The 22,537-nt window shown below is 73.1% G+C and carries 18 protein-coding genes; 11 read left to right on the forward strand and 7 right to left on the reverse strand.

Going from position 1 to position 22,537, the window contains the following annotated elements:
- Window positions 1-162 precede the first annotated feature (162 nt).
- The 3 genes from ABTY62_RS45110 to ABTY62_RS45120 form a co-directional block, all read right to left on the reverse strand.
- Window positions 163-1,107: an aminoglycoside phosphotransferase family protein gene (locus ABTY62_RS45110; RefSeq protein WP_352135206.1), complete on the reverse strand. Its 945-nt coding sequence runs from the start codon at window positions 1,105-1,107 to the stop codon at window positions 163-165.
- 110 nt (window positions 1,108-1,217) lie between these two features.
- Window positions 1,218-1,721: a ferritin-like domain-containing protein gene (locus ABTY62_RS45115; protein WP_352135207.1), complete on the reverse strand. Its 504-nt coding sequence runs from the start codon at window positions 1,719-1,721 to the stop codon at window positions 1,218-1,220.
- A 55-nt stretch (window positions 1,722-1,776) separates the two neighbouring features.
- Window positions 1,777-2,427 carry a hypothetical protein gene (locus ABTY62_RS45120; RefSeq protein ID WP_502997650.1) on the reverse strand — a complete coding sequence of 217 codons (651 nt, stop codon included), beginning with the start codon at window positions 2,425-2,427 and terminating at the stop codon, window positions 1,777-1,779.
- Between the two features lie 185 nt (window positions 2,428-2,612).
- Here ABTY62_RS45120 and rimP point away from each other — a divergent pair, with 185 nt between their 5' ends.
- The 8 genes from rimP (at window position 2,613) to ABTY62_RS45160 (ending at window position 11,126) form a co-directional block, all read left to right on the forward strand.
- On the forward strand, window positions 2,613-3,149 hold the full coding sequence (gene rimP / locus ABTY62_RS45125; RefSeq protein WP_352135208.1) for a ribosome maturation factor RimP: 537 nt from the start codon (window positions 2,613-2,615) through the stop codon (window positions 3,147-3,149).
- Between the two features lie 2 nt (window positions 3,150-3,151).
- Window positions 3,152-4,144 carry a transcription termination factor NusA gene (nusA, locus tag ABTY62_RS45130; RefSeq protein WP_352135209.1) on the forward strand — a complete coding sequence of 331 codons (993 nt, stop codon included), beginning with the start codon at window positions 3,152-3,154 and terminating at the stop codon, window positions 4,142-4,144.
- Between the two features lie 97 nt (window positions 4,145-4,241).
- Window positions 4,242-4,532, forward strand: a complete 291-nt coding sequence (locus ABTY62_RS45135; RefSeq protein WP_352135210.1) for a YlxR family protein — start codon at window positions 4,242-4,244, stop codon at window positions 4,530-4,532.
- A gap of 156 nt (window positions 4,533-4,688) precedes the next feature.
- Window positions 4,689-7,850: a translation initiation factor IF-2 gene (gene infB, locus ABTY62_RS45140; RefSeq protein ID WP_352135211.1), complete on the forward strand. Its 3,162-nt coding sequence runs from the start codon at window positions 4,689-4,691 to the stop codon at window positions 7,848-7,850.
- Window positions 7,851-7,988: 138 nt separating this feature from the next.
- Window positions 7,989-8,285 (forward strand): DUF503 domain-containing protein, encoded by a 297-nt coding sequence (locus ABTY62_RS45145; protein WP_352135212.1) that lies wholly within the window; start codon window positions 7,989-7,991, stop codon window positions 8,283-8,285.
- A gap of 111 nt (window positions 8,286-8,396) precedes the next feature.
- The gene (gene rbfA / locus ABTY62_RS45150; protein ID WP_352135213.1) at window positions 8,397-8,912 is read left to right on the forward strand and encodes a 30S ribosome-binding factor RbfA; all 516 of its coding nucleotides are present in this window, start codon (window positions 8,397-8,399) and stop codon (window positions 8,910-8,912) included.
- A complete protein-coding gene (truB, locus tag ABTY62_RS45155) occupies window positions 8,909-9,823 on the forward strand; it encodes a tRNA pseudouridine(55) synthase TruB (protein ID WP_352135214.1) in 915 nt (304 codons plus the stop codon). The genes rbfA and truB overlap by 4 nt, the downstream gene beginning before the upstream one ends.
- 319 nt (window positions 9,824-10,142) lie before the next feature.
- Entirely contained in the window at window positions 10,143-11,126 is a 984-nt protein-coding gene (locus ABTY62_RS45160; RefSeq protein WP_352135215.1) for a bifunctional riboflavin kinase/FAD synthetase, read from the forward strand.
- A gap of 110 nt (window positions 11,127-11,236) precedes the next feature.
- On the opposite strand, the gene ABTY62_RS45165 is transcribed toward ABTY62_RS45160, so the two are convergent.
- On the reverse strand, window positions 11,237-14,824 hold the full coding sequence (locus ABTY62_RS45165; protein ID WP_352135216.1) for an SCO5717 family growth-regulating ATPase: 3,588 nt from the start codon (window positions 14,822-14,824) through the stop codon (window positions 11,237-11,239).
- A 550-nt stretch (window positions 14,825-15,374) separates the two neighbouring features.
- Here ABTY62_RS45165 and ABTY62_RS45170 point away from each other — a divergent pair.
- The gene (locus ABTY62_RS45170; RefSeq protein WP_352135217.1) at window positions 15,375-16,757 is read left to right on the forward strand and encodes a PQQ-binding-like beta-propeller repeat protein; all 1,383 of its coding nucleotides are present in this window, start codon (window positions 15,375-15,377) and stop codon (window positions 16,755-16,757) included.
- Between the two features lie 32 nt (window positions 16,758-16,789).
- Here ABTY62_RS45170 and ABTY62_RS45175 read toward each other — a convergent pair whose 3' ends face one another.
- The 3 genes from ABTY62_RS45175 to eccE form a co-directional block, all read right to left on the reverse strand.
- Entirely contained in the window at window positions 16,790-17,020 is a 231-nt protein-coding gene (locus ABTY62_RS45175) for a DUF397 domain-containing protein (protein WP_352135218.1), read from the reverse strand.
- A 166-nt stretch (window positions 17,021-17,186) separates the two neighbouring features.
- A complete protein-coding gene (locus tag ABTY62_RS45180; protein ID WP_352135219.1) occupies window positions 17,187-18,035 on the reverse strand; it encodes a hypothetical protein in 849 nt (282 codons plus the stop codon).
- The gene (gene eccE / locus ABTY62_RS45185; RefSeq protein WP_502997651.1) at window positions 18,035-19,405 is read right to left on the reverse strand and encodes a type VII secretion protein EccE; all 1,371 of its coding nucleotides are present in this window, start codon (window positions 19,403-19,405) and stop codon (window positions 18,035-18,037) included. Before eccE ends, ABTY62_RS45180 begins: the two co-directional genes overlap by 1 nt.
- 179 nt (window positions 19,406-19,584) lie before the next feature.
- Here eccE and eccB point away from each other — a divergent pair, with 179 nt between their 5' ends.
- The gene (gene eccB / locus ABTY62_RS45190; RefSeq protein WP_352135221.1) at window positions 19,585-21,156 is read left to right on the forward strand and encodes a type VII secretion protein EccB; all 1,572 of its coding nucleotides are present in this window, start codon (window positions 19,585-19,587) and stop codon (window positions 21,154-21,156) included.
- A 3-nt stretch (window positions 21,157-21,159) separates the two neighbouring features.
- Entirely contained in the window at window positions 21,160-22,446 is a 1,287-nt protein-coding gene (gene mycP / locus ABTY62_RS45195; RefSeq protein ID WP_352135222.1) for a type VII secretion-associated serine protease mycosin, read from the forward strand.
- Window positions 22,447-22,537: the final 91 nt, after the last annotated feature.

The following is a 22,537-nucleotide window of genomic DNA, read 5'->3' on the forward strand; positions in this document are numbered from 1 at the left end:
CAATTATTTTTTTTTTTTTTGTTTTTTTTGTTTTTTGTTTTTTTTTTATCTTTTTTACCTGATCTTCGAGGGCCCACACAAACCCGGCCCTGGGGTCGGGAAGGGGCGGGGTGGGGAAAGAGTCGGGACACCGCCCGTCGCCGCCGCGAGGCGAGCCGTGGCCTACAGCCAGCCCGCGAACTCCAGCAGCAGCTCACCCCGCCGCCGGTCGCCGACCGCCGCATGCCGCAGTCCCGCCTCGACCGCGCGGAACAGCGTCCACCCCCGCAGCCGCTCCCGGTCGACGTCCAGGGAGTCCGCCAGCTTCGCGACCCGCCGCCGCACGGCCGCGGCCGGTCCCGACCCGGCGGCCAGGTCCTCGAAGCGGTCGAGCACCAGCTGCGCCAGGTCGTACGCCCGCTCGCCGACGAGCGGCGCGGGCCCCACCGCCAGCCACGGCGCGCGCTCCCCGGCCAGCACCTTCCCCTGCCGGAAGTCGCCGTGCAGCAGGACGTGTTCGGGCGTCTGCCCGGACAGCTCGGCGCGCCGCTCAAGCGCCTCGTCGAGCAGCGGCCGCGCGTCCGCAGCCCAGGTCCCAGCGGCGATCAGCCGCAGCGTCTCGACCCCCGCGCCGGTCCGGTCCGCGACCGAGGCGAAAGGGTGCCCCTCAGCGGGCGGCACCCACAGCCGGCGCATCGTGCCCGCCGCCTCCAGCAGCGCCTTGGCCTCGGGCAGCGAGCGCAGCGACACCGCGCTGTGGAGGCGCTCCAGCAGCAGCGCGCCGTCCTCCGGGTCGGCGCGCAGCAGCTGCGCCGCGCCCCAGCCGTTCCAGTGCGCCAGCGCGGCCCGCTGCTGCTCCGCGTGCGAGCCCGGCGCGGGGAGCTTCAGCGCCGCGGGGGTGCCGTCGGCCTGCCGTACGAGCGCGATCAGGCTGCTGCGGCCGCCCGGGCTCGGCACCCGCTCCAGCGTCAGCTCCCAGTCGTGCAGCCGCCGCGCGACCAGCTCGGGCAGCCGGGCCAGCCAGGCGCGGCCCGCGCTCTCGGGGTCGTTGCTCAGCGAGTCCAGCAGCCGCTGCGGCAGGGTGATGGGGGCCGCTTCAGGGCCTCCGGGCTGCGGTGCCGATGCCATCGCCGCGCTGTCCCCTTCATCTCATCTTCATACGTTTCGCGCGCGGTCTGCCGCCGCACCCGTCCGCCCGCCCACCGGGCACACCATGATCCAACAGTCGTGGCCGACCGTCACAACTCGTCCGCGGCACCGCTCGGCGTCGCCGACGGACTTGCCGCGGCGGCGCGTTCGGTGAGCCCAGGGAAGGCTACGCCGCTGCCCCGCCAGCGCACCGCCCGGACCGCCGCCTCACGCAGCGCCCCGGCCGCCTCGCGGCGCAGGGCGCCCTCGGCGGCCCGGACCAGATCGGCGTAGACGGCGGCCACCCGGCTCTCCAGCTCCGCCGCGAGCCGCACCGCGGCCGCGGCGTCCGGCACCGCGAACGGCAGCGCGTACGCGGGCGCCGCGCCCTCGGGCGTGCCGCCCAGGTCGTGCACCGTGCGCGCGAGCGCGTCCCGCCGCGCCCGGTGCGCGGCGTACCCGTCCCGCGCCTCCTGGAGCCGGTCGTCGCCGATCCGCCCGCCGACCACGCCGTATCCGTAGACGGCGGCGTGCTCGGCGGCGAGCGCCGCCTGCGTGGCCTCCAGCGCGAGAGCGCGTGCCCCGCGGCGCGCGCGGGCCGTCGAGGCGGTCATGTCAGTCCCCTTCCGCGGCGGCGCGTGCCGCCGATCGGTGTGGAGGCGGCCGGGGTCATGAGCCGCCCGCCGTGAGGAGGTACGCGTGGGCGGCGCCGCAGGCGGCGACCGAGGCCAGGAGGCGGGCGAGCTCGGGCGGGGCGTCGCGGAGGGCTGCCGTGCGGGCGTCGGCGGTGCGGCGCTCGGCGCGGGCGAGTGCCGTCAGGGCCTCCTTCTCGTCCTTCGGCACGTCCGCCGCACGCGCCTTGCCCGCGGAGGCAGACGCGGAGGCAGAAGCAGACGCAGACGCGGACGGCAAAGCGGAGCCAGACGCGGGCCGGTCGGCCGAGCGGAAGGCCTCCAGGTGGCGGGCGGTCTCCTCGCGCAGCGGCCCCAGCCGGTCCGCCAGCCTCGGATGCACGTCCGCGGTCGCGTCGTAGCGTGCCAGGAGCGCGGCGGAGTCGCGCGCGCTCCGGGTCCGCAGCCGCTCCTCGTCCGACCGGGAGCCGGACGCGTCGGGCCGGGACCCGGAGTCGCCGGAGCAGCCGGCCAGCAGCGCGGCGCCCGCCGCCGCGCCGCCGCCCAGCAGAAGGTTCCGCCGACCGGGCGAGAATCGGCCAAAGGAGAGCGGGCCAAAGGAGAGCACGCCGGAGGGGCGCGGGGGCGTGTCGGAGGGCAGGGGCGCGCCGGAAGGGCGCGGGTGCGGTGAGGGGGTCGTGATCGTCACGTTCCTCTTTCCGGGCTGCGACCGGTCCCGGCCGCCGTTGGTGATCACAGCAGGCGAGCGTACCCGCGCGCGGGCCGACCGCCGGGCACCAGCCACCGAATCGTCAGTCGGCCGCCGGAACGGATAGGCTTTGACCTGACACGCGACCTTCCCACAACAGCACACGCGGCCGAGGAGTCACCCGGATGAGCACCACCCAGAGCGAGAGGCTGCGCGGACTGCTGGAACCGCTGGTCAGCGCGCGGGACCTGGATCTGGAAGAGGTCGAGGTGACACCGGCCGGGAAGCGGCGCGTGCTCCGTATCGTGGTGGACTCCGATGACGGCGTGCAGCTGGACGCGTGCGCGGAGCTGAGCCGGGCGATCTCGCAGACGCTCGACGACGCCGATGCGATGGGCCAGCACCCGTATGTCCTGGAAGTCACCTCTCCCGGCGCCGACCGCCCCCTGACCGAGCCGCGCCACTACCGCCGGGCCACCGGCCGGCTGATCAAGGCGCGGCTGGCGGAGGGCGGCGAGCTCGTCGCGCGGATCACCGCGGTGGACGACGAGGGGCTGGACGTGGAGGTGCCGGGCGTGAAGGGGCGCAGACCCACGGCCCGGCGGCTGGCCTTCAAGGAGATCTCCAAGGCGCGCGTGGAGATCGAGTTCAACCGCAAGCCCGCCGAAGAGGCCGCGGGCGAGAGCGACGCGAGCAGCGACGAGAGCAAGGAGGAGGCGTAGCCGTGGACATCGACATGAGTGCCCTGCGGGGTCTGGTTCGGGAGAAGGAGATCTCGTTCGACCTGCTGGTCGAGGCGATCGAGTCGGCCCTCCTCATCGCCTACCACCGCACGGAGGGGAGCCGCCGCCGGGCCCGTGTGGAGCTGGACCGGGCCACCGGCCATGTGACGGTGTGGGCCAGGGAGGACGCCGAGGACCTGGCGGAGGGCGAGGAGCCCAGGGAGTTCGACGACACCCCCTCCGGCTTCGGCCGGATCGCCGCGATGACCGCCAAGCAGGTCATCCTTCAGCGGCTGCGGGACGCCGAGGAGGAGATCACCTTCGGCGAGTACGCGGGGCGGGAGGGCGATGTCGTCACCGGCGTCGTCCAGCAGGGCAAGGACCCGAAGAACGTTCTGGTGGACATCGGCAGGCTCGAGGCGATCCTGCCGGTGCAGGAGCAGGTCCCGGGCGAGGACTACGCGCACGGCACCCGGCTGCGCTCGTATGTCGTACGAGTGGTCAAGGGGGTGCGCGGCCCGTCCGTCACCCTGTCGCGCACCCACCCGAACCTGGTGAAGAAGCTCTTCGCGCTCGAGGTGCCGGAGATCGCGGACGGCTCGGTGGAGATCGCGGCGATCGCACGCGAGGCCGGCCACCGCACCAAGATCGCCGTCCGGTCCACCCGTTCGGGCCTGAACGCCAAGGGCGCGTGCATCGGCCCGATGGGCGGCCGGGTCCGCAGCGTGATGGCCGAGCTGCACGGCGAGAAGATCGACATCGTGGACTGGTCCGACGACCCGGCGGAGCTGGTGGCGCACGCGCTGTCACCGGCTCGGGTGAGCAAGGTCGAGGTGGTGGATCTGGCGGCGCGCTCCGCGCGCGTCACCGTGCCGGACTACCAGCTCTCCCTCGCGATCGGGAAGGAAGGGCAGAACGCCCGGCTGGCCGCCCGGCTCACGGGCTGGCGGATCGACATCCGGCCCGACACGGAACAACCAGCCGATCAAAGCTGATTCACGGGATGGCCCCCGAGGATTCAGCCGAAAACATCTGACTGTTCGATCACATCCCCCAAGGGGTGCGGTCGGCTCAGGGAGGTAGACTTAAGCAGTGTCTGGCCGCGCGCGTGCTGGCGCATGCCCTGAGAGGACCTGTGTGGGTTGCCGGGAGCGGGCGGCCAAAGACGAACTGCTGCGGATCGTGACGGCCGAGGGCGTTTGCGTCCCCGACCGGCGCGGTACGCTGCCCGGCCGGGGTGCTTATGTACACCTCACACGGGTCTGCCTCGACCTGGCGGTTCGCCGCCGGGCTCTTCCTCGGGCCTTCAGGGGGCCGGGGCCGCTCGACACCACGGCACTGCGCCGCTACGTCGAGCACGCCGAGCAGGCAGCGGCGCCGTAAGAAGTTGCAAGAACGGCACGGGACACCGTGCGGTCAGGTACCTCGCGAGTCGGAAGTAGGTCGAGATTGCGATGAGCACTCGATGAGTACGCGATGAGTACGCCCATGAAGTAGCGACGGTCCGGCGGACGACCACCCCGGACCAGAAGGAGCGAAGTGGCTAAGGTCCGGGTATACGAACTCGCCAAGGAGTTCGGAGTGGAGAGCAAGGTCGTCATGGCCAAGCTCCAAGAACTTGGCGAATTCGTCCGTTCGGCGTCTTCGACGATCGAAGCGCCGGTTGTTCGCAAATTGACTGACGCTTTCCAGCAGGGCGGCTCCGGCCGGGCCGCTGGCAAGCCCTCGGCGCCGCGCAAGGCTGCGCCCGCCAAGCCGTCCGCGCCCACTCCGGCGTCGGCGGCACGTCCCGCTGCCCCCAAGCCCCCGATGCCCGGCCCCAAGCCGGTCGTGGCCGAGGGGCCCAAGAGCATGCCGTCGGCGCCCACCCCGGGCCCGCGGCCTACCGCTGGTGCCCCCGGTGCCCCCGGCGCCCCTGGCGCGCGGCCGACCCCCGGCCCCAAGCCGGCCCCGGCCCAGCCCGCGGCTCCGGCTCAGCCCGAGTTCACCGCCCCGCCGTCGCCGGCCCCGGCGGCCCCCCGGCCCACCGGCGCCAAGCCGGGCGGCCAGGCCAGGCCCGGTGCCGCTCCCGGCCCGCGCCCCGGCTCCCGTCCGGGCGGCCAGGGACAGGGCCGTGACCAGGGTCAGGGCGGGCGTCCCGGCGGCGCTCCGCGCCCCGGTGGCGAGCGCGCCCCGCGTCCGGCCGGTCCCCGTCCGGCCGGTCCGCGTCCGGGCAACAACCCCTTCACCTCCGGCGGCTCCACCGGCATGGCGCGCCCCCAGGCGCCCCGTCCCGGCGGTGCCCCGCGCCCCGGCGGCCAGGGCGGCGCCGGCCCGCGTCCGCAGGGCGGTCAGGGTGGCGGACAGCGTCCTGCCGGAGGCCCTGGCGGCGGACACGGCGGCGGTCACGGCGGCGGTCCCCGTCCCACCCCGGGCGGGATGCCGCGTCCGCAGGGCGCGCAGGGCGGTGGCCCGCGTCCCGGCGGTGGCCCCGGCGGCCCCCGTCCCAACCCGGGCATGATGCCGCAGCGTCCCGCCGCGGGCCCGCGTCCGGGCCCCGGTGGCGGCGGTCGCGGTCCCGGCGGTGCCGGTCGCCCCGGTGGTGGCGGCGGCGGTCGTCCGGGCGGCGGCGGCGGCTTCGCCGGCCGTCCCGGTGGCGGTGGTGGCGGCGGTGGCCGTCCCGGCTTCGCCGGCCGTCCGGCTGGTCCCGGTGGCGGCGGTGGCGGCGGCTTCGGTGGCGGCGGTGGCCGTCCCGGCTTCGGCGGCCGTCCCGGCGGTCCCGGTGGCCGTGGTGGCACGCAGGGCGCCTTCGGCCGTCCCGGCGGTCCGGCGCGTCGTGGCCGCAAGTCGAAGCGGCAGCGTCGCCAGGAGTACGAGGCCATGCAGGCCCCGTCCATCGGCGGCGTGATGCTGCCGCGCGGCAACGGCCAGACGGTCCGGCTGTCGCGGGGTGCCTCGCTCACCGACTTCGCGGAGAAGATCAACGCCAACCCGGCGTCCCTGGTCCAGGTGATGTTCAACCTGGGCGAGATGGTCACCGCGACGCAGTCCGTCTCCGACGAGACGCTTCAGCTCCTCGCCGACGAGATGAACTACAACATCGAGATCGTCAGCCCGGAGGAGGAGGACCGCGAGCTTCTCGAGTCCTTCGACATCGAGTTCGGCGAGAACGAGGGCGGCGAGGAAGCGCTCGTCTCCCGTCCGCCGGTCGTGACCGTCATGGGTCACGTCGACCACGGTAAGACCCGACTGCTGGACGCGATCCGCAAGACGAACGTCATCGCGGGCGAGGCCGGCGGCATCACCCAGCACATCGGTGCGTACCAGGTCACCACCGAGGTCAACGGCGACGACCGGAAGATCACCTTCATTGACACCCCGGGTCACGAGGCGTTCACCGCCATGCGTGCCCGCGGTGCCAAGTCGACCGACATCGCGATCCTCGTGGTGGCGGCCAACGACGGTGTGATGCCCCAGACGGTCGAGGCGCTGAACCACGCCAAGGCGGCCGATGTGCCGATCGTGGTCGCGGTCAACAAGATCGACGTCGAGGGCGCGGACCCGACCAAGGTGCGCGGTCAGCTGACCGAGTACGGCCTGGTGGCCGAGGAGTACGGCGGCGACACCATGTTCGTCGACATCTCCGCCAAGCAGGGCCTGCACATCGACAGCCTGCTGGAGGCCGTGGTCCTCACCGCGGACGCCTCGCTCGACCTGCGGGCCAACCCGGAGCAGGACGCGCAGGGCATCGCGATCGAGGCGCACCTCGACCGCGGCCGCGGCGCCGTGGCCACCGTGCTGGTCCAGCGCGGCACCCTGCGGGTCGGCGACACGATGGTCGCCGGCGACGCGTACGGCCGCGTCCGGGCGATGCTCGACGACAACGGCAACGCCCTGGAGGAGGCTGGCCCCTCGACCCCGGTCCTGGTGCTCGGTCTCACCAACGTCCCGGGCGCGGGCGACAACTTCCTCGTCGTCGACGAGGACCGCACCGCCCGCCAGATCGCCGAGAAGCGCGCGGCGCGCGAGCGCAACGCGGCCTTCGCCAAGCGGACCCGCCGGGTCTCGCTGGAGGACCTGGACAAGGTGCTCAAGGCCGGCGAGGTGCAGCAGCTCAACCTCATCATCAAGGGCGACGCGTCCGGTTCGGTCGAGGCTCTCGAGTCCTCGCTGCTCCAGCTCGACGTCGGCGACGAGGTCGACCTGCGCGTGCTGCACCGCGGCGTGGGTGCGGTCACCGAGACCGACATCGACCTGGCGACCGGCTCCGACGCCATCGTCATCGGCTTCAACGTGCGCGCCGAGGGGCGTGCCACGCAGATGGCCGAGCGCGAGGGCGTGGACGTCCGCTACTACTCGATCATCTACCAGGTGATCGAGGAGATCGAGGCGGCCCTGAAGGGCATGCTGAAGCCGGAGTTCGAAGAGGTCGAGCTCGGTACGGCGGAGATCCGCGAGGTCTTCCGCTCGTCCAAGCTGGGCAACATCGCGGGTGTCCTCATCCGCTCCGGCGAGGTCAAGCGGAACACCAAGGCGCGCCTCCTCCGCGACGGCAAGGTCATCGCGGAGAACCTCAACATCGAGGGTCTGCGCCGCTTCAAGGACGACGTCACCGAGATTCGCGAAGGCTTCGAGGGCGGTATCAACCTCGGCAGCTACAACGACATCAAGATCGACGACGTCATCGCCACCTACGAGATGCGCGAGAAGCCGCGCGGCTGACGCGCTGCTGCTCATCCGGGGCCGGTCGGCGGAAGTATTTCCGTCGATCGGCCCCGGCCATTGCGTGTACGGTTTCGGAGTCTGCACGCTTACGCAGGCACACGCCTAAGGCCCCACGGGTGGCTTGACCCGGACCGCATGTATGTAGGGACGCTGTCCTTCGACCTGCTCCTCGGCGACGTTCGGTCGCTCAAGGAGAAGCGCTCTGTCGTCCGTCCGATCGTCGCCGAACTGCACCGCCGCTATGCGGTGAGCGTGGCGGAGGTCGGCGACCAGGACCTCTACCGCAGGGCCGAGATCGGCCTCGCGGCGGTCTCCGGGGACGCGAGCCACCTCACGGACGTGCTCGACCGCTGCGAGCGCTGGGTCGCCGCACGGCCCGAGGTGGAACTGCTGTCGGTGCGCCGCCGGTTCCACGGCGCTCACGATGAGTGACGCATGACCGCACGACCGCTTGACCGCGTGACCGTCCGACCGCGTGGCCGCCCGGACGGGTGAGCGCCCCCGATCACCGATTGTCGAACCGAAGAAGAGAGAAGAAGACGCATGACCGACACCGCGCGGGCACGCAAGCTGGCTGACCGCATCCGGGTCGTGGTCGCGGAGACCCTCCAGCGGCGGATCAAGGACCCGCGGCTCGGCTACGTCACGATCACCGACACCCGGGTTACCGGTGACCTGCGGGAGGCGACCGTCTTCTACACGGTCTTCGGTGACGACGAGGAGCGGGCGGCCTCCGCGGCGGCCCTGGAGAGCGCCAAGGGGGTGCTGCGGACGGAGGTCGGCCGGCAGACCGGGGTGCGCTTCACCCCGTCCCTGACGTTCGTCCCGGACGCCCTGCCGGACAACGCCCGGACGATCGACGACCTGCTGGCCAAGGCCAAGGCGGCGGACGCCCAGGTGCGCCAGGCCTCTTCGGGCGCCACGTACGCCGGCGACGCCGACCCGTACCGGAAGCCCGGCGAGGCCGCCGAGGAGGCCGAGGAGGCCGCTGAGGGCCCCGGCGCCGCGGGCGCCGACAGCACCGACAGCACCGACGGCAAGGGCTCCCCGGACGCATGACGCGCAAGGAAAGGGCCCGCTCCACGGCCCCGGACGGCCTGGTGATCGTCGACAAGCCGGCCGGCTTCACCTCACACGACGTGGTGGCCAAGATGCGCCGCTTCGCCGGGACCCGGCGGGTCGGCCACGCCGGGACGCTGGACCCCATGGCCACGGGCGTGCTCGTGATCGGCGTGGAGAAGGCCACCCGGCTGCTCGGGCATCTGGCGCTGACCGAGAAGGAGTACGAGGCGACGATCCGGCTCGGCCAGGCGACGGTCACGGACGACGCCGAGGGGGAGATCACCTCCTCCTCCGGCGTCGCCGGGACCGCCCTGACCGCCGTCGAGTCCGGAATCGCGGCGCTGACCGGGGACATCATGCAGGTGCCCTCCAAGGTCAGCGCCATCAAGATCGACGGCAAGCGCTCCTACGCGCGGGCCCGGGAGGGCGAGGACTTCGAGATCCCGGCGCGGCCGGTGACCGTGTCGTCCTTCACCCTCCACGCGCACCGCGAGACCAAGGCCGAGGACGGCACGCCCGTCCTCGACCTGGACGTCACCGTGGTGTGCTCCTCGGGCACCTACATTCGGGCGCTGGCCCGCGACCTGGGCGCCGGGCTGGGCTCCGGCGGCCATCTGACCGCACTGCGGCGCACCCGGGTCGGACCGTACGGGCTGGCCGCCGCCAGGACGCTGCCGCAGCTGGAGGAGTCCCTCCAGGTCATGCCCATCGCGGAGGCCGCGGCCGCCGCCTTCCCGCGCTGGGACATCGACGCCGACCGGGCCCGGCTGCTGGGCAACGGCGTACGGATCGACATGCCGGAGCGCGAGGAGGCCGGGCCGGTGGCGGTCTTCGGCCCGGAAGGGCGCTTCCTGGCCCTGGTGGAGGAGCACAAGGGCAAGGCGAAGAGCCTGGCCGTCTTCGCCTGACTCCGCCTGAGACACGCGCTCCTGTGGCCGCTCCGCACCGCGGGGCGGCCTTCGCCGTCCCGTGGTGCGTCGCGCCCCCTTTACCCCCCTGAGGTCTCTGTCCACCGCCGAGCCCGAATTCACCCCATCGGGCAGGCGCTCAGGTGGGTTCGAGGGTGTGGAAGGGGGCGCGTTCCGGTTCGCCCGGCACCGCCGCCACCTGCGGGGACGCCGGTCCGGGCCGCCCGTCGTGCCCACCGATGCGAAGCACACGGCGACGACATGGCAGTCTTAGACCTGCGAAGTCGACATACATGAGTTCGGGCGAGGAGCGGGCACAGTGCAGCGCTGGCGTGGCTTGGAGGACATCCCCGAGGACTGGGGACGCAGCGTCGTCACCATCGGCTCCTATGACGGGGTGCACCGGGGGCACCAGGTGATCATCAGCCGTACGGTGGCGCACGCTCGTGAGCTGGGCGTCCCGGCGGTGGTGGTGACCTTCGACCCGCACCCGAGCGAGGTCGTACGGCCCGGCAGCCACCCGCCGCTGCTCGCCCCGCACCACCGGCGGGCCGAGCTGATGGCCGGTCTTGGCGTGGACGCGGTGCTGATCCTGCCGTTCACGGCGGAGTTCTCCCGGCTGTCGCCCGGCGACTTCGTGGTGAAGGTCCTGGTCGACAAGTTGCACGCGCGGGCCGTGGTGGAGGGCCCGAACTTCCGCTTCGGCCACAAGGCCGCCGGAAACGTCGCGTTCCTGAAGGAGCTCGGCACCACCTACGACTACGAGGTCGAGGTCGTCGACCTCTACCAGCGCGGGGCGGCGGGCGGCGGCGAGCCGTTCTCCTCCACCCTGGTGCGCAGACTGGTCGCCGAGGGGGACGTCGCGGGCGCCATCGAGGTGCTCGGCCGGCCGCACCGCGTCGAGGGCATCGTGGTGCGCGGCGCCCAGCGCGGCCGGGAGCTGGGCTTTCCGACGGCCAACCTGGAGACCCTGCCGCACACCGCGATCCCCGCCGACGGCGTGTACGCGGGCTGGCTGACCGCCCAGGGCGAGGCCATGCCGGCGGCGATCTCGGTCGGCACGAACCCGCAGTTTGAGGGCACCGAGCGCACGGTGGAGGCGTACGCCATCGACCGCGTGGGCCTGGATCTGTACGGCCTGCACGTCCAGGTGGACTTCCTCGCCTATCTGCGCGGCCAGGAGACCTTCTCGTCCATCGAGGCGCTGCTGGAGCGCATGGCGGACGATGTGAAGCGGGCCCGCGAGCTGGTCGAGGCGGCCGGCTCCCCCGAGACCGCCTTCCGGGCGGACGACGGCCACTGACGACCCCTCCGGAGGCGGCCTGAGCGGCCGACCGGAGGCAACCGACGAAGAACGCCGGACGGGCTGGATCCAGCCCGTCCGGCGTTCGCGTACCCGGTGCCGCTGCCGGCTCAGCCGCCCTGCGGCCCGCCCGGCTGCTGTGGCTGCTGCCAGGCCTGGGCCGGCTGTCCGGCCTGCCATGGCTGCCCGGGCTGGCCCGGCTGGCCCTGCTGTCCGGGCGCCGCCTGCCCCGGCTGACCCGGCTGCGCCTGCTGGCCAGGGTGCGCCGCGCCCGGTTGGGGCTGCTGATACGGCTGCTGCTGCCATGCCTGTTGCTGCGCCCCCGGGTAACCGGGCTGGCCGGGCTGACCAGGTTGGCCGGGCTGGCCAGGCTGACCGGGCTGCGGATACATCGGCTGACCCGGCTGTCCGGGCTGGCCCGGCTGCCCGGGGTACGGGGGCTGTTGCTGCTGCGGGTACGGCGACGGCTGCTGTTGCTGCTGAGGCTGCTGCGCGTACCCGCCGCCGTACTGCTGCTGCCCCGGCATGGGCGGCGCCATCTGCGGCGGCAGTGTGTTGCCCTCCGCCGTCCACAGCCCCTGTGCCTGCTGCGCGCGGGCGAAGTCCTCGGCGACCATGGCGGAGAGGTTGAAGTACGCCTCCCGGGTCTTCGGACGCATCATGTCCAGGTCCACCTCGGCGCCCGCCGCGAGATGCTCGTCGAACGGCACGACGACCACACCCCGGCACCGGGTCTCGAAGTGCGACACGATGTCCTCGACCTTGATCGTCTTGCCGGTCTCCCGGACCCCGGAGATGACCGTGATGCTGCGCGCGACCAGATCCGCGTAGCCGTGGGCGGACAGCCAGTCGAGGGTCGTACTGGCGCTGCTCGCGCCGTCCACGGACGGGGTGGAGATGATGATCAGCTGGTCGGCGAGGTCGAGGACCCCGCGCATGGCACTGTAGAGCAGGCCGGTGCCCGAGTCGGTGAGGATGATCGGGTACTGCTTGCCCAGGACGTCGATGACGCGCCGGTAGTCCTCGTCGTTGAAGGTCGTCGAGACCGCCGGGTCCACGTCGTTGGCGAGGATCTCCAGGCCGGAGGCCGCCTGGGAGGTGAACCGCCGGATGTCCATGTAGCTGTTGAGATAGGGGATCGCGGTCACCAGGTCGCGGATCGTCGCGCCCGTCTCACGCCGCACCCGGCGGCCGAGCGTGCCCGCGTCCGGGTTGGCGTCGATCGCGATGACCTTGTCCTGCCGCTCGCTGGCGAGCGTGGAGCCGAGGGCGGTGGTGGTCGTGGTCTTGCCGACACCGCCCTTGAGGCTGATCACCGCGATCCGGTAGCAGGACAGGACCGGCGTACGGATCAGCTGGAGCTTGCGCTGCCGCTCGGCCTCCTCCTTCCGGCCACCGATCTTGAACCGCGAAGGCCCGCTGTTGTTGTTCTTCTTGGGCTTCTGCTTGCCGCGGATCAGCCGGTCCGAGGACAGCTCGACGGCGGCGGTGTAGCCGAGCGGGGCCCCCGCGCCCTGGCCCGCCGGGCGCTGCCGCTGCTCGGGGCTGATGACGGGCCAGCCTCCGGTGCGCGGGTCGAGGGGGGAGTCGTTGCCGCCGCTGGGCGCGCTCGCGCCGTCGCCGGGGCGCGGATAGCCGTAGCCCTCCTGCCCGGGCTGCTGCGGGTAGCCGTAACCGGCCTGCGGGCCGGGCGCGGCGGGGCCCGGCTGCCCGGTCGGCGTGCCGGGGGCGCCGGGCGCGCCCGGGCGCTGTAGCGCGGCGGCGGGGACGCCGCCGGTGGGCGTGGGCTCGGCGGCCTCGGCGGGGCGCGGGAAGCCGTAGCCGTCCTGCGGGCCGGGTGCGGCCGGTCCCTGGCCGGGGTGGGCCTGCGGGTTCCCCGGGCCGCCGGCGGGCGCCGGGAAGCCGTAACCGCCCTGCTGGGCCGCCGGGTTCTGGCCGGGCATTCCGGGCTGCGGGTATCCGTAGCCACGGTGGTCGGGACCCGGCTGGGCCGGGCCGCCCTGGCCGCCGGGGCCGCTTGGAGCGCCTGGACCACCGGGGCCGCCCTGCGGGAAGCCTCCGTGCGGGCCGGGCGCGTTCACGGCCTGGACAGGCCCGGCCTGCCCGGCGGCGGGGGTGCCGTCGGGGGGAGTGCTGCCGGCGGGGCGCGGGAAGCCGTAGCCGCCCTGCGGGCCGGGTGCGGCCGGTCCCTGGCCGGGGTGGGCCTGCGGGTTCCCCGGGCCGCCGGCCGGTCCCGGGAAGCCGTAACCGCCCTGCTGGGCCGCCGGGTTCTGGCCGGGGACCGCGGGCGAGGGCTGGGGGTTGGCCGGGGTGCCGGGGGCGGGCTGCCCCTCGGCGCCCGGGGCCGGCGGCGGCCACGCGGCGGCCTGCTGCGCGAACGAGCCGTCCGGACCGGGTCCGCCGGGTCCGCCGGTCGCGCCGGGCGGCTGCTGCGGGGCGTCCGTACGCTGCTGCGGCAGCGGCGCCGGCCCCGCGGCACCGGCGCCCTGGCCCGCGGCGCTCTGCGGCGCGGCGGGCTGGAAGTCCGGCGGCAGCGGGGGCAGTCCGGCCTGCGGCGCGGCGGGCGGGGGCCACCCGGCGTGCTGCTGGGGGGACTGCGGCGGTTGTGCGGCGGGCGGCGCGTCCTGAGGCCCGGCCTCGGCGCCCGCCGCTTCTGTGCTCTTGGCCCTGCGATCGGCGATGTCGCGGCGGAGGGAGGCCGTGGAGAACCGCAGCGTGCCCTCGCTGCGCACATCGCCGCTCTGGGGTCCCTCGGCGGGCGGGGCGGCGTCGGCGGGCGCGGGAGGCGCGTCAGCGGGAACGGCGTTGGACGGTTCGGGTGCGCCGGTGCCACCGGCCCCGCCGGCCCCGTCGCCCGCCCGATCCGCGATCTCGCGGTTCAGGGCGGCCGGGGAGAACCGCATCGTGGCGTGGGCACCCAGATCGCCGGATGCGGAGCCGGGTTCGGCGGCCTGTGCCGCCCCGTCGTCCCGGACGCCACCAGGAGCGGCGGCGGCCCCTGCGGCCGCGTCGTCCGCCGACGCGGTGTCCTGGCCACGGCCGCCGTCAGCGGCCTCGGGAGCCGCGGGCTCCTGGGCCTCGGGGGCGTCGGCTGCCGCCGGGCGCTCCGCGTCGGCCCCGGACGGCGACGCCGCGTCAGTTGCCGGGGCGTCAGCCGCGGGGCGGGCGGGCGCGCTCGGCTGAAGGGTGAAGTCGGATGAATCCGACGAATGTGGCGGCGCACCCGGCGCTTGAGGGCGCTCGGCACCGGGCTCGCGCGCGGCTTCCGCCTGTGCCGCGCCCCCCTGCGCGGCCTCCGCCACGGGGGTTCCGGCGGCAGGGGTTCCGGTCGCGGGAGCACTGGCGACGGGAGTTCCGGCGGCCGGGGTTCCGGTCGCGGGAGTTCCGGTGGGTGGAGTTCCGGGGGCGGGCGCACCCGCCGCCGGCCACGCGGGCGTGAAGCCGTTCGGCTCGGGAACCCCGGGCGCGGCCACCGGGCCGCCCGCCGGGGGCGGAGGCGGGGGCGGCGCCGACGCGCTCCCGCCGATCCCCGTACCCGTACCGCCCGACGCCGCCGACGACGAGGAGGCGTTCTGCGTGTACCAGGCAGGCGGGGTGTAATCGATGGTGAATTCGCCCGTGTGCTCGGTCTCCGCGTCGGACCGATCATCGCCGGGTGTGGTTCCGCCCGCGCGGATCTCGTCCCGATCGCTACTCACAATGCCTCCTGGTGTGGTCGAGCACCTTTAAAAATCTTGGCGAGGCCGATCGTTGCCGATCGTTACTGTCGTCCGACCGCTCGGCTTTCCCCGTTGCGACGCCGGGAACCCGAGATCAGGTTCTCCATCGTGCACACCAAGACTAATCACCATGGGCGCCGCAAGGGCAGGCCCGTCCCCGCCCTCAAACCTGTTCAGTACCTCGCGCACGCCTCACGGCAACATCCCGTATGCCGCGCACACACTCTCCCCATGACTTTCCCGGCATCAACGGAAGGCTGCGCGACCGTCGGTGAGCCCCGGCGCCGGGTGATACAAAGATTCCCCGCTCGATTGCCGTTCGTACAGCGGGATCCCCGACCGACTCGCTCCTTTCCAGGAGGAACGGCCTTCTGGATCGCGGGGGGAGGCCGACCGGTCCGCGGATCCGGAAGAGGTGAGCGCGATGTCCCAGCCTCCCCATCCTCCCGACCGGCCACTCTCGACGCCGTCGCCTCCGCCGCCACCGGCGGGCGCCGGACCCGAGCGCGGCAGACGGCGGAGGACCCTCGTGGTCGGTGCGGCCGTGGCCGCCCTGCTCGCGGCGGGAGCGAGCGTGTGGGCCATGGCGGGGGACGACGGCGAGCGGCCCGCCGCCGCGCCGAAGTCGTCCGGGACACCGAATACCAGCCAAACCGGACAACACGCGAACACCCTCCCACCCGGCACCACCAGCGGCCGGCACGGCGACAGCGGCGGCCCCGGCGAGGCGCGCCGGCCGGGCGAGGCGAGGGTGCTGTTCCGGAAGCCCGCGCCCCGGGCTCTCAAGAGCGGCGCCGAACTCCCCGGCTTCTGGGCGATGGACGGCTATGTCGTGAAGCCCGTCCAGGACAGGGTCATCGCGTACGACGACCACGGCGGGCGGAAGTGGACCGTCAAGCTCGGCAAGGCGGTGTGCGCGGTCCCCGAAACCCCCACCGGCGGCAAGCTGGTCATCGCCTACGGAGGCCGCGGCAAGGACGGCTGCGGCCGGCTGGCGCTCATCGACCTCGACAAGGGCGCCAAGCTCTGGGACCGGCCCGCCCCCGCCGCCGGCGCCCCCGGCAGCGATCACCTCGGCATGGGGCTGGCCCAGAGCGGTGATCTGGCCGGTCTCTCCTGGTACGGCGGCTCGGCCGTCATCAGGGTCGGCGACGGCCGCCGGGTCGCGCCGGGCGCACTGGACCGGGGCTGCGCCGTGGACGGCTTCGCGGGCGGCCGGTCCCTGCTGCGCGCCTACTCCTGCGACGACGGCAGCGCCGGGCTCCAGAGGATCAACACCCACACCGGCGCGGTCTCCTGGACGTACCCCGTGCGCCAGGGCTACAAGGTCAGCACCATCTTCTCCACCGCCCCCGTCGTCGTCGCCCTCGCCGACGCCCGCCACAAGTCGGGCGGGATCCTCGCGCTGTCGGACCGCGGCAAGCGGCGCTCCGCCCTCGAACTGGGCAAGCGCTCCTATCAACCCGAGTGCGGACTGGACCTCTTCGGCACGAAGCTGGGCGGCTGCCGGGGCATCGCGGTGTCCCCGGACACCTTCTACCTCCCGACCGAGCTGACGCTGAGCGGCAAAGGGGTCCCGACGAGCGAGATCCACGCCTTCGACCTGCGGACGGGCAAGCGGAAGTGGGCGGCCAAGGTGCCCGGCCGGATGCTGTTTCCGCTGCGCGCGGACGGCGGGGACCTGATCGCGTACGAGGAGCCGACGGCCGGGGCGGCGGGCTCCGTCGTCAGCATCGGCGCGGGCGGCGGCAGGCCGAAGACGCTGCTACGGCTGCCGAGCACGACCAGGGACGAGGAGGCCGGCCTCGCCTCCGCCACCCGGATCTACCGGAACGGCGTTTTCTACCTCGCCTCGGACCGGTTCGCGGGTTCGGGGGCGGACGAGGAGATGATCATGGCCTTCTGCCCCTGACCGCCCGGCGAACCGTGCCTCACCGCGGGGCTTTACTGCAGGTCGAACTCGCCGTCCCGCGCGCCGAGCACAAAGGCGCGCCATTCGGCCTCGGTGTAGCGCAGCACCGTCTCGGTATCGGCGGAATTCCTCATGGCGACCGCTCCGCCCGGCAGATAGGCGATCTCCACCCGGTCTTCGGAGGCGCTGCCGGGCGCGCTGAGCCACTCGACATCGGAGATGTCGAGCGCGTACAGCTCGGCCTTCTCGTTGGCGTCGGCCATCGGTTCGTACGTCCCTTCGGAAACTGCGGAAACCAAGGTGCCCACGGGGAAAGCGGGGTGGACACTGTCGTCGACAGTGTCGTCGGCCGGGCGCGCCGAGGCAATCGAACTTGACAGCCGCCCCGGGGCCATGAAGAGCAGAAGGCCGACCCCGAACTCCCCGGGCTCAGTCCATACGACGCGGCGTGCCCAGCAGACCCGACTCGGCGTCGGTCGGCTGCGTCGCCACGTACATCCGCGCATGGCGGGTGCACCAGAGGGTGACCCCGTCGGCCAGCGTGGACAGCGCGGCCACGTCGACCGCGGGCAGCCCCATGATCCGGCCGATCTGCGTGGCCTCGTCCGGGGACACCCGCTGGACGCCGACCAGGCCCGCGTTCTCCATCAACCTGGGGGCGACCGGGCTCAGATACGGCAGCAGGGTCAGCACGGACTGCCAGGGACCCGCGGTCACCCGGCCGCGCGGCGGCCGCATACCGGCGTCCCGGACGACCAGCACCGGGCTGCTGACCGAGGCGCCCTGCGGCGGCACCCGCCCCACGTCGTGCAGGGTGATGCACTGCTGGTTGTTGTTCGCCGCCTGGGCCAGCGATGTCCACATCTGCTGACGGCCGGTCTCCACCGTCACCCGGGCGCCCGTGGCGACCGCGCGCAGGCCGATCACCTGCGCCGTCCACAGGCCGCCGACCAGCAGGATGTTGAAGGGAGCGGGGCGGTGCAGCCCCAGCACCGCGGGCTGTCCCTGCCCGTCCGCGCCGATCACGATGCCGTCGTCGCCGATGGGCAGCGCGAGCGACTCCAGTTGCTCGGGCGGCACCTCATGGCGCTGGCGGCGCGGCCCGAGCAGCCCGAAGCCGGACCACTGCTTGCGCGGCGGGGCGGGCGCGGGATCCGGCTCGGGGCCCTGCCCGGGGCCGGCGGCCGAGGGGAAGCCGGGGGCGGGGCCGGAGCCGGGGAAACCGGGGGTGGGGCCGGGGTGAACGGCCCCGTTCGGAGCGGTCATGGGCGTGGCCATCAGCGGGTCCCTCCCAGGGGCAGAGTGGCGAGGACGCCGGGCACCTGCTCGCGGTCCAGCCGCACCAGCCCGATCCGCACCCCGCGCGCCGCGCGCTCCAGCTCCTTGCGGATGGTGACCAGCTCGTCGGCGCTGCGGCCGGTGATCCGCACATGGCCGCTGATGGTCGGCGCGTGCCGGCCGCCCAGCTTGCCACCGCGGCGCAGGGTGAGGCTGAGGGTCGTCGACAGCGCGGGCAGCGAGGTCAGCAGCGCGACCAGCTGGGGGAGCGGAGCCGTCGCCGGATCCAGCAGCGGCCAGCGGCCGACCCAGTAAGCGGTGTGCCAGCGGTCGTCGCACCGCCAGGCCCGCGCGCTCTCCAGGGTGCGGCGGTTGAGCGTGTCCCGCCGCCCGGCCTGCGCCGTGGCCCGCTGGTTGGCGCTCGCCGCGGTCGCGACCGCGGCGGTCAGCGCCTCCTCCGCCAGCACCGTCACCCCGAAGCCGGCCCCCTGCAACCTGCTCGCCAGCTGGTCCGCCGCGCGCAGCAGACACCGCTGCGCGCCGCCCAGTCCGCCGCCGCGCGCGGCCACGGCCTCCGGGCACAGCTCCGGGTCGAACTTCAGCGCCACCCACGTCATCCGGACCGCGGGCGCGCCGGTCTGCGCCTGGAGCGGCGCGTAGTTGCGCAGGGCCAGCGACTGGGCCGGCAGATGGTACGCGGGCGCGGGCAGCGTGTGCTGGACCACCTGCACCGACTCCAGCAGGATCCCGTCCACCTCCATGGCGTCCCGCAGCAGGGACAGCGGGAGCGGCCGCTGGGCGCGCTGCGGCCGCAGCGGCGCGTCCACCGCCTCCACCTGAAGCACCGCCGTCAGGAAGGTGCCGTCACCGACCATGCCCACCGCGCGCCGGTCGCGGTCGATGAACGTCAGGGTCCGCAGCGCCGGTTCGCACTCCACGGCGATCGCGAAGCCCGGGTCCGTGCCCGCGTCGAGCGGCTTCGCCGCCAGCCGCTTGCGCCGCCGCAGCGAGGCGGCGGTGCTCAGCCACTCCGATATGGGCTGCTGCCGACGGCGTACGACGGCCAGCAGCACCAGCACCAGGCCCACCACGGCAGCCGGTACCAGCAACAGCTCGTCGACGACCCATGCGACCAGCACGACCGCCGCCGCCACCTCGATCAGCACCAGCTGCTGGAGCCGCACCGGCCCGAAACTGCCCGAATGGGAAGCCACCCGCGGCGTGACGGAGCCCGCCGCACCGCTCGCGCCGGGTGCGGCGGCGGATGCCGGAGCGGGCGGAGAGCCGGAGGGTGTCCCCGAGCGGGACTCGCCCGACCTCCTCCGGCCGGATCCGCTCCCCGCGGTGCGTGCGCGCGTGGCGGCAGCCATCCCCGTCAGCCCCTTAAAGTCCGAAACACACCCGAAAGACCCGGCGGACGTCCGTGGCCGGATCGTCCCCGAGCGACACGAGCCAATTCCTTCCCGGCATAGTAGAGGGTCGGTACGACACCCGGACCGAGGGCAGTGCCCGACGGCCGAGGCCGAAAAGCGGGGAGAAACGGCTAAAGATGGCATCACGGCGGGATGAGCTCAACGCCTACACATTCGCGAAGAAGCGGACAGTCGCCGCGTTCTTGCAACCCTCACCGAGCGGTACCGAGGAGGGCGCCCCGCGCCCGCTGCGCACGGTCCTCCCCGGTGTCGTCATAGGCGCGCTGATCCTCGCCGGGTTCGGCGCCTGGGGCATGTTCAAGCCGATCGCGCCCAAGGGCTGGGACCAGGTGGGCGCCCATGTCATCGTCGGCTCCAACTCGACCACGCGCTATGTGATCCTGAAGACCGACGGCAAGGTGCAGTTGCACCCCGTCCTCAACTTCGCGTCCGCCAAGCTCGTCCTGTCCGGCGACAACTCCAGCGTCGTCAAGGTGAAGGAGTCCGAGCTCGACAACGGCCACATCCCGCGCGGCCCGACGATCGGCATCCCCTACGCCCCCGACCGCCTCCCCGGCGCGGAGGAGGCCAAGGCGCAGAAGGAATGGGCCGTCTGCGAACAGCCCGGCGGCAACGGAAAGACCACCCAAAAGGCGGTTTTCCTCTTCTCCGACCGGGACCCGAAGGGCAAGAAGCTGCGCGGCTCGCAGCGGCTGAGCGGCGCCCAGGCCCTCTACGTCCAGGGGCGGGACGGCGCCCGCTACCTGGTCGACCCCCAGGGCACCAAGTACCTGATCGGCGGCGCCAAGTGGAAGCAGCTGCCGCCGAAGGACTACGACCTCCTGCTCCGCACCATCTTCCGGGACGGAGCCAAGCCGCAACGGGTCACCGACGACTGGCTGGCCACCTTCCCGGACGGCGCCCCCCTCGTCTTTCCCGAGGTCCCGGGCCAGATCGGCGCCGGTGCCGGAGTGAACACCCTCCCGGAACGGGCCAACCACGTCGGCATGGTCCTCGAAGCGAACACGGGAACCAGCACCCAGAACTACGTCGTTCTCCAGGGCAAGGTGCAGCGCGTCTCGGAATTCGTCGCCAAGTTGCTCCTCAACAGCGAGAAGCTCAAGGACCTCGGCCAGACCGGCAGGGCGGAGCGGGTGAGCACCGCGTCCTTCACCCCGGAGGGGGACTTCTACGGTCAGTACGAGTGGCCGATGCAGGTCCCGGAGCAGGTCAACTCGATCGAGCAGCAGCAGATCGCGGGCAGCGTCGAGCGGGACACCGTCTGCAGCATCATGAGCGGAATGACCTCCAAGCGCACCCCCAGGCTCGCCACCTGGGCGGGCACCGACTTCCCCGCCACCATTCCGGACGGGGCCACCAGCGCCTATGTCACCCCGGGCTCCGGCCTCCTCTACCGCCAGGTCACCGGCCGCCAGACCACGAGCGGCGCCGTCTTCCTGGTCACCGACACGGGCCTGCGTTACGGGATCCAGTTGAACAACGACAGCGGAACGGACAAATCGAAGATCGGTGCCGATGACTCCGACAAGTCGGGAACCGACTCCGCGCAGCAGGAAGCCGATCAGGCTCGGATCAAGCTCGGCTACAAGGACGTCATTCCGGTTCCGGTACCCGCCAACTGGTCGGAGTTCCTGCCGCGGGGACCGCGCCTGGACACCAACAGCGCCAAGCAGCCGCAGGGGTCGTAGCCGATGAGGAACAAGCAGAAGCGGCCCGCCCCGACAACGCGGCGGAACGCGAAGAAGGCGCTCTTCCTGTCGACGGCGGCTGCCCTCACGGCCCTCTCGGCAGCCCAGGGCCCGGTGGTACCGGCGGCTCCCCTCTCCCTCGCGGGCGCGGGCGAGTGCACGTACCCCGCGAAGCAGATCAAGGGCACTCCGTGGTCGCTACAGCGCGTGCTGCTCGACCAGCTGTGGCAGGACACCAAGGGCATCGACAAGAAGTCCGGCCGCCCGGTCCTCGTCGCCGTGATCGACACGGGCGTCGACAACAAGAACCCGCAGCTCAAGGACGCCGTCGACACCAAACTCGGCTTCGAGGTCCGCAAGTCAGGCAAGAACGCCCTGGAGAAGGGCAAGAAGGGCGACGGCACGGACGACCTGGTCGGCCACGGCACCAAGGTCGCCGGCATCATCGCCGCCCGCCCCCGCTCCGGCACGGGCTTCGTCGGCCTCGCCCCGGAGGCCAAGATCCTCCCGATCCGCCAGAACGACGAAAAGGGCTCGGGCACCACCGACACGATGGCCACCGCCATCGACGAGGCGGTCAAAAAGGGCGCCCGGGTCATCAACATCTCCCAGGACACCGTCAAGCCGCTGCAAGCCAACAACAACCTCGAACGCGCCATCAACAACGCCTTGGAGAAGAACGTCGTCGTGGTCGCCTCCGCCGGCAACGACGGCATCGACGGCAAGGTCAAGAAGACCTACCCCGCCGCCTACGAAGGCGTCCTCGCCGTCGGCTCCTCCGACCGCAACAACGAGCGCGCCCCCTTCTCCCAGGCCGGCGACTTCGTCGGCGTCGCGGCCCCCGGCGTCGACATGGTCTCCACCGTCCCCCGCGGCGGCCAGTGCGTCGACAACGGCACCAGCTTCTCCGCCCCCTACGTCGCCGGCGTCGCCGCCCTCATCCGTGCCAAGCACCCCGAATGGAAGCAGCACGAGGTCGTCGCCCAGATCGAGCAGACCGCCGAGCGCGCCGTCAACGGCCATGACCCCTACGTCGGCTGGGGCGTCGTGGACCCCGTCCGCGCCCTCACCGAAGACGACCACCGCATCGACCACGTCACCCTCGACAAAGGCGCCGCCCACAACGTAGACGCCCCCACCCCCGCCCCCCTCACCCTCGGCGAAACCCCCCAGGAACGCCAGGAGCGCCTCGCCACCTACGCCCTGGGCGGCGGAGCCCTCCTCGTCGCGATGATCACCGGCACGGCGGTCGTACTCCACGAACACAAGCGACGCCGCCGAGCCGCGTAGTTGAGTACGAGTACTCACGCAGGGTCGGGGCTGATGACTTAGAGTCGTGCCCCGTTGTCATCGTTGTCCTGGCTCGTCGGTAGGGTTGCTC

It is taken from the genome of Streptomyces sp. NPDC097640 (assembly GCF_040302705.1).
Taxonomy (GTDB): domain Bacteria; phylum Actinomycetota; class Actinomycetes; order Streptomycetales; family Streptomycetaceae; genus Streptomyces.

What these genes read in the sequence shown, in the direction of transcription:
- ABTY62_RS45110 (WP_352135206.1), bottom strand. Translation starts at nt 1,107, where the DNA reads ATGGCATCGGCACCGCAGCCCGGAGGCCCTGAAGCGGCCCCCATCACC.
- ABTY62_RS45115 (WP_352135207.1), bottom strand. Translation starts at nt 1,721, where the DNA reads ATGACCGCCTCGACGGCCCGCGCGCGCCGCGGGGCACGCGCTCTCGCG.
- rimP (WP_352135208.1), top strand. Translation starts at nt 2,613, where the DNA reads ATGAGCACCACCCAGAGCGAGAGGCTGCGCGGACTGCTGGAACCGCTG.
- ABTY62_RS45145 (WP_352135212.1), top strand. Translation starts at nt 7,989, where the DNA reads ATGTATGTAGGGACGCTGTCCTTCGACCTGCTCCTCGGCGACGTTCGG.
- rbfA (WP_352135213.1), top strand. Translation starts at nt 8,397, where the DNA reads ATGACCGACACCGCGCGGGCACGCAAGCTGGCTGACCGCATCCGGGTC.
- truB (WP_352135214.1), top strand. Translation starts at nt 8,909, where the DNA reads ATGACGCGCAAGGAAAGGGCCCGCTCCACGGCCCCGGACGGCCTGGTG.
- ABTY62_RS45175 (WP_352135218.1), bottom strand. Translation starts at nt 17,020, where the DNA reads ATGGCCGACGCCAACGAGAAGGCCGAGCTGTACGCGCTCGACATCTCC.
- ABTY62_RS45180 (WP_352135219.1), bottom strand. Translation starts at nt 18,035, where the DNA reads ATGGCCACGCCCATGACCGCTCCGAACGGGGCCGTTCACCCCGGCCCC.
- eccE (WP_502997651.1), bottom strand. Translation starts at nt 19,405, where the DNA reads ATGGCTGCCGCCACGCGCGCACGCACCGCGGGGAGCGGATCCGGCCGG.
- eccB (WP_352135221.1), top strand. Translation starts at nt 19,585, where the DNA reads ATGGCATCACGGCGGGATGAGCTCAACGCCTACACATTCGCGAAGAAG.
- mycP (WP_352135222.1), top strand. Translation starts at nt 21,160, where the DNA reads ATGAGGAACAAGCAGAAGCGGCCCGCCCCGACAACGCGGCGGAACGCG.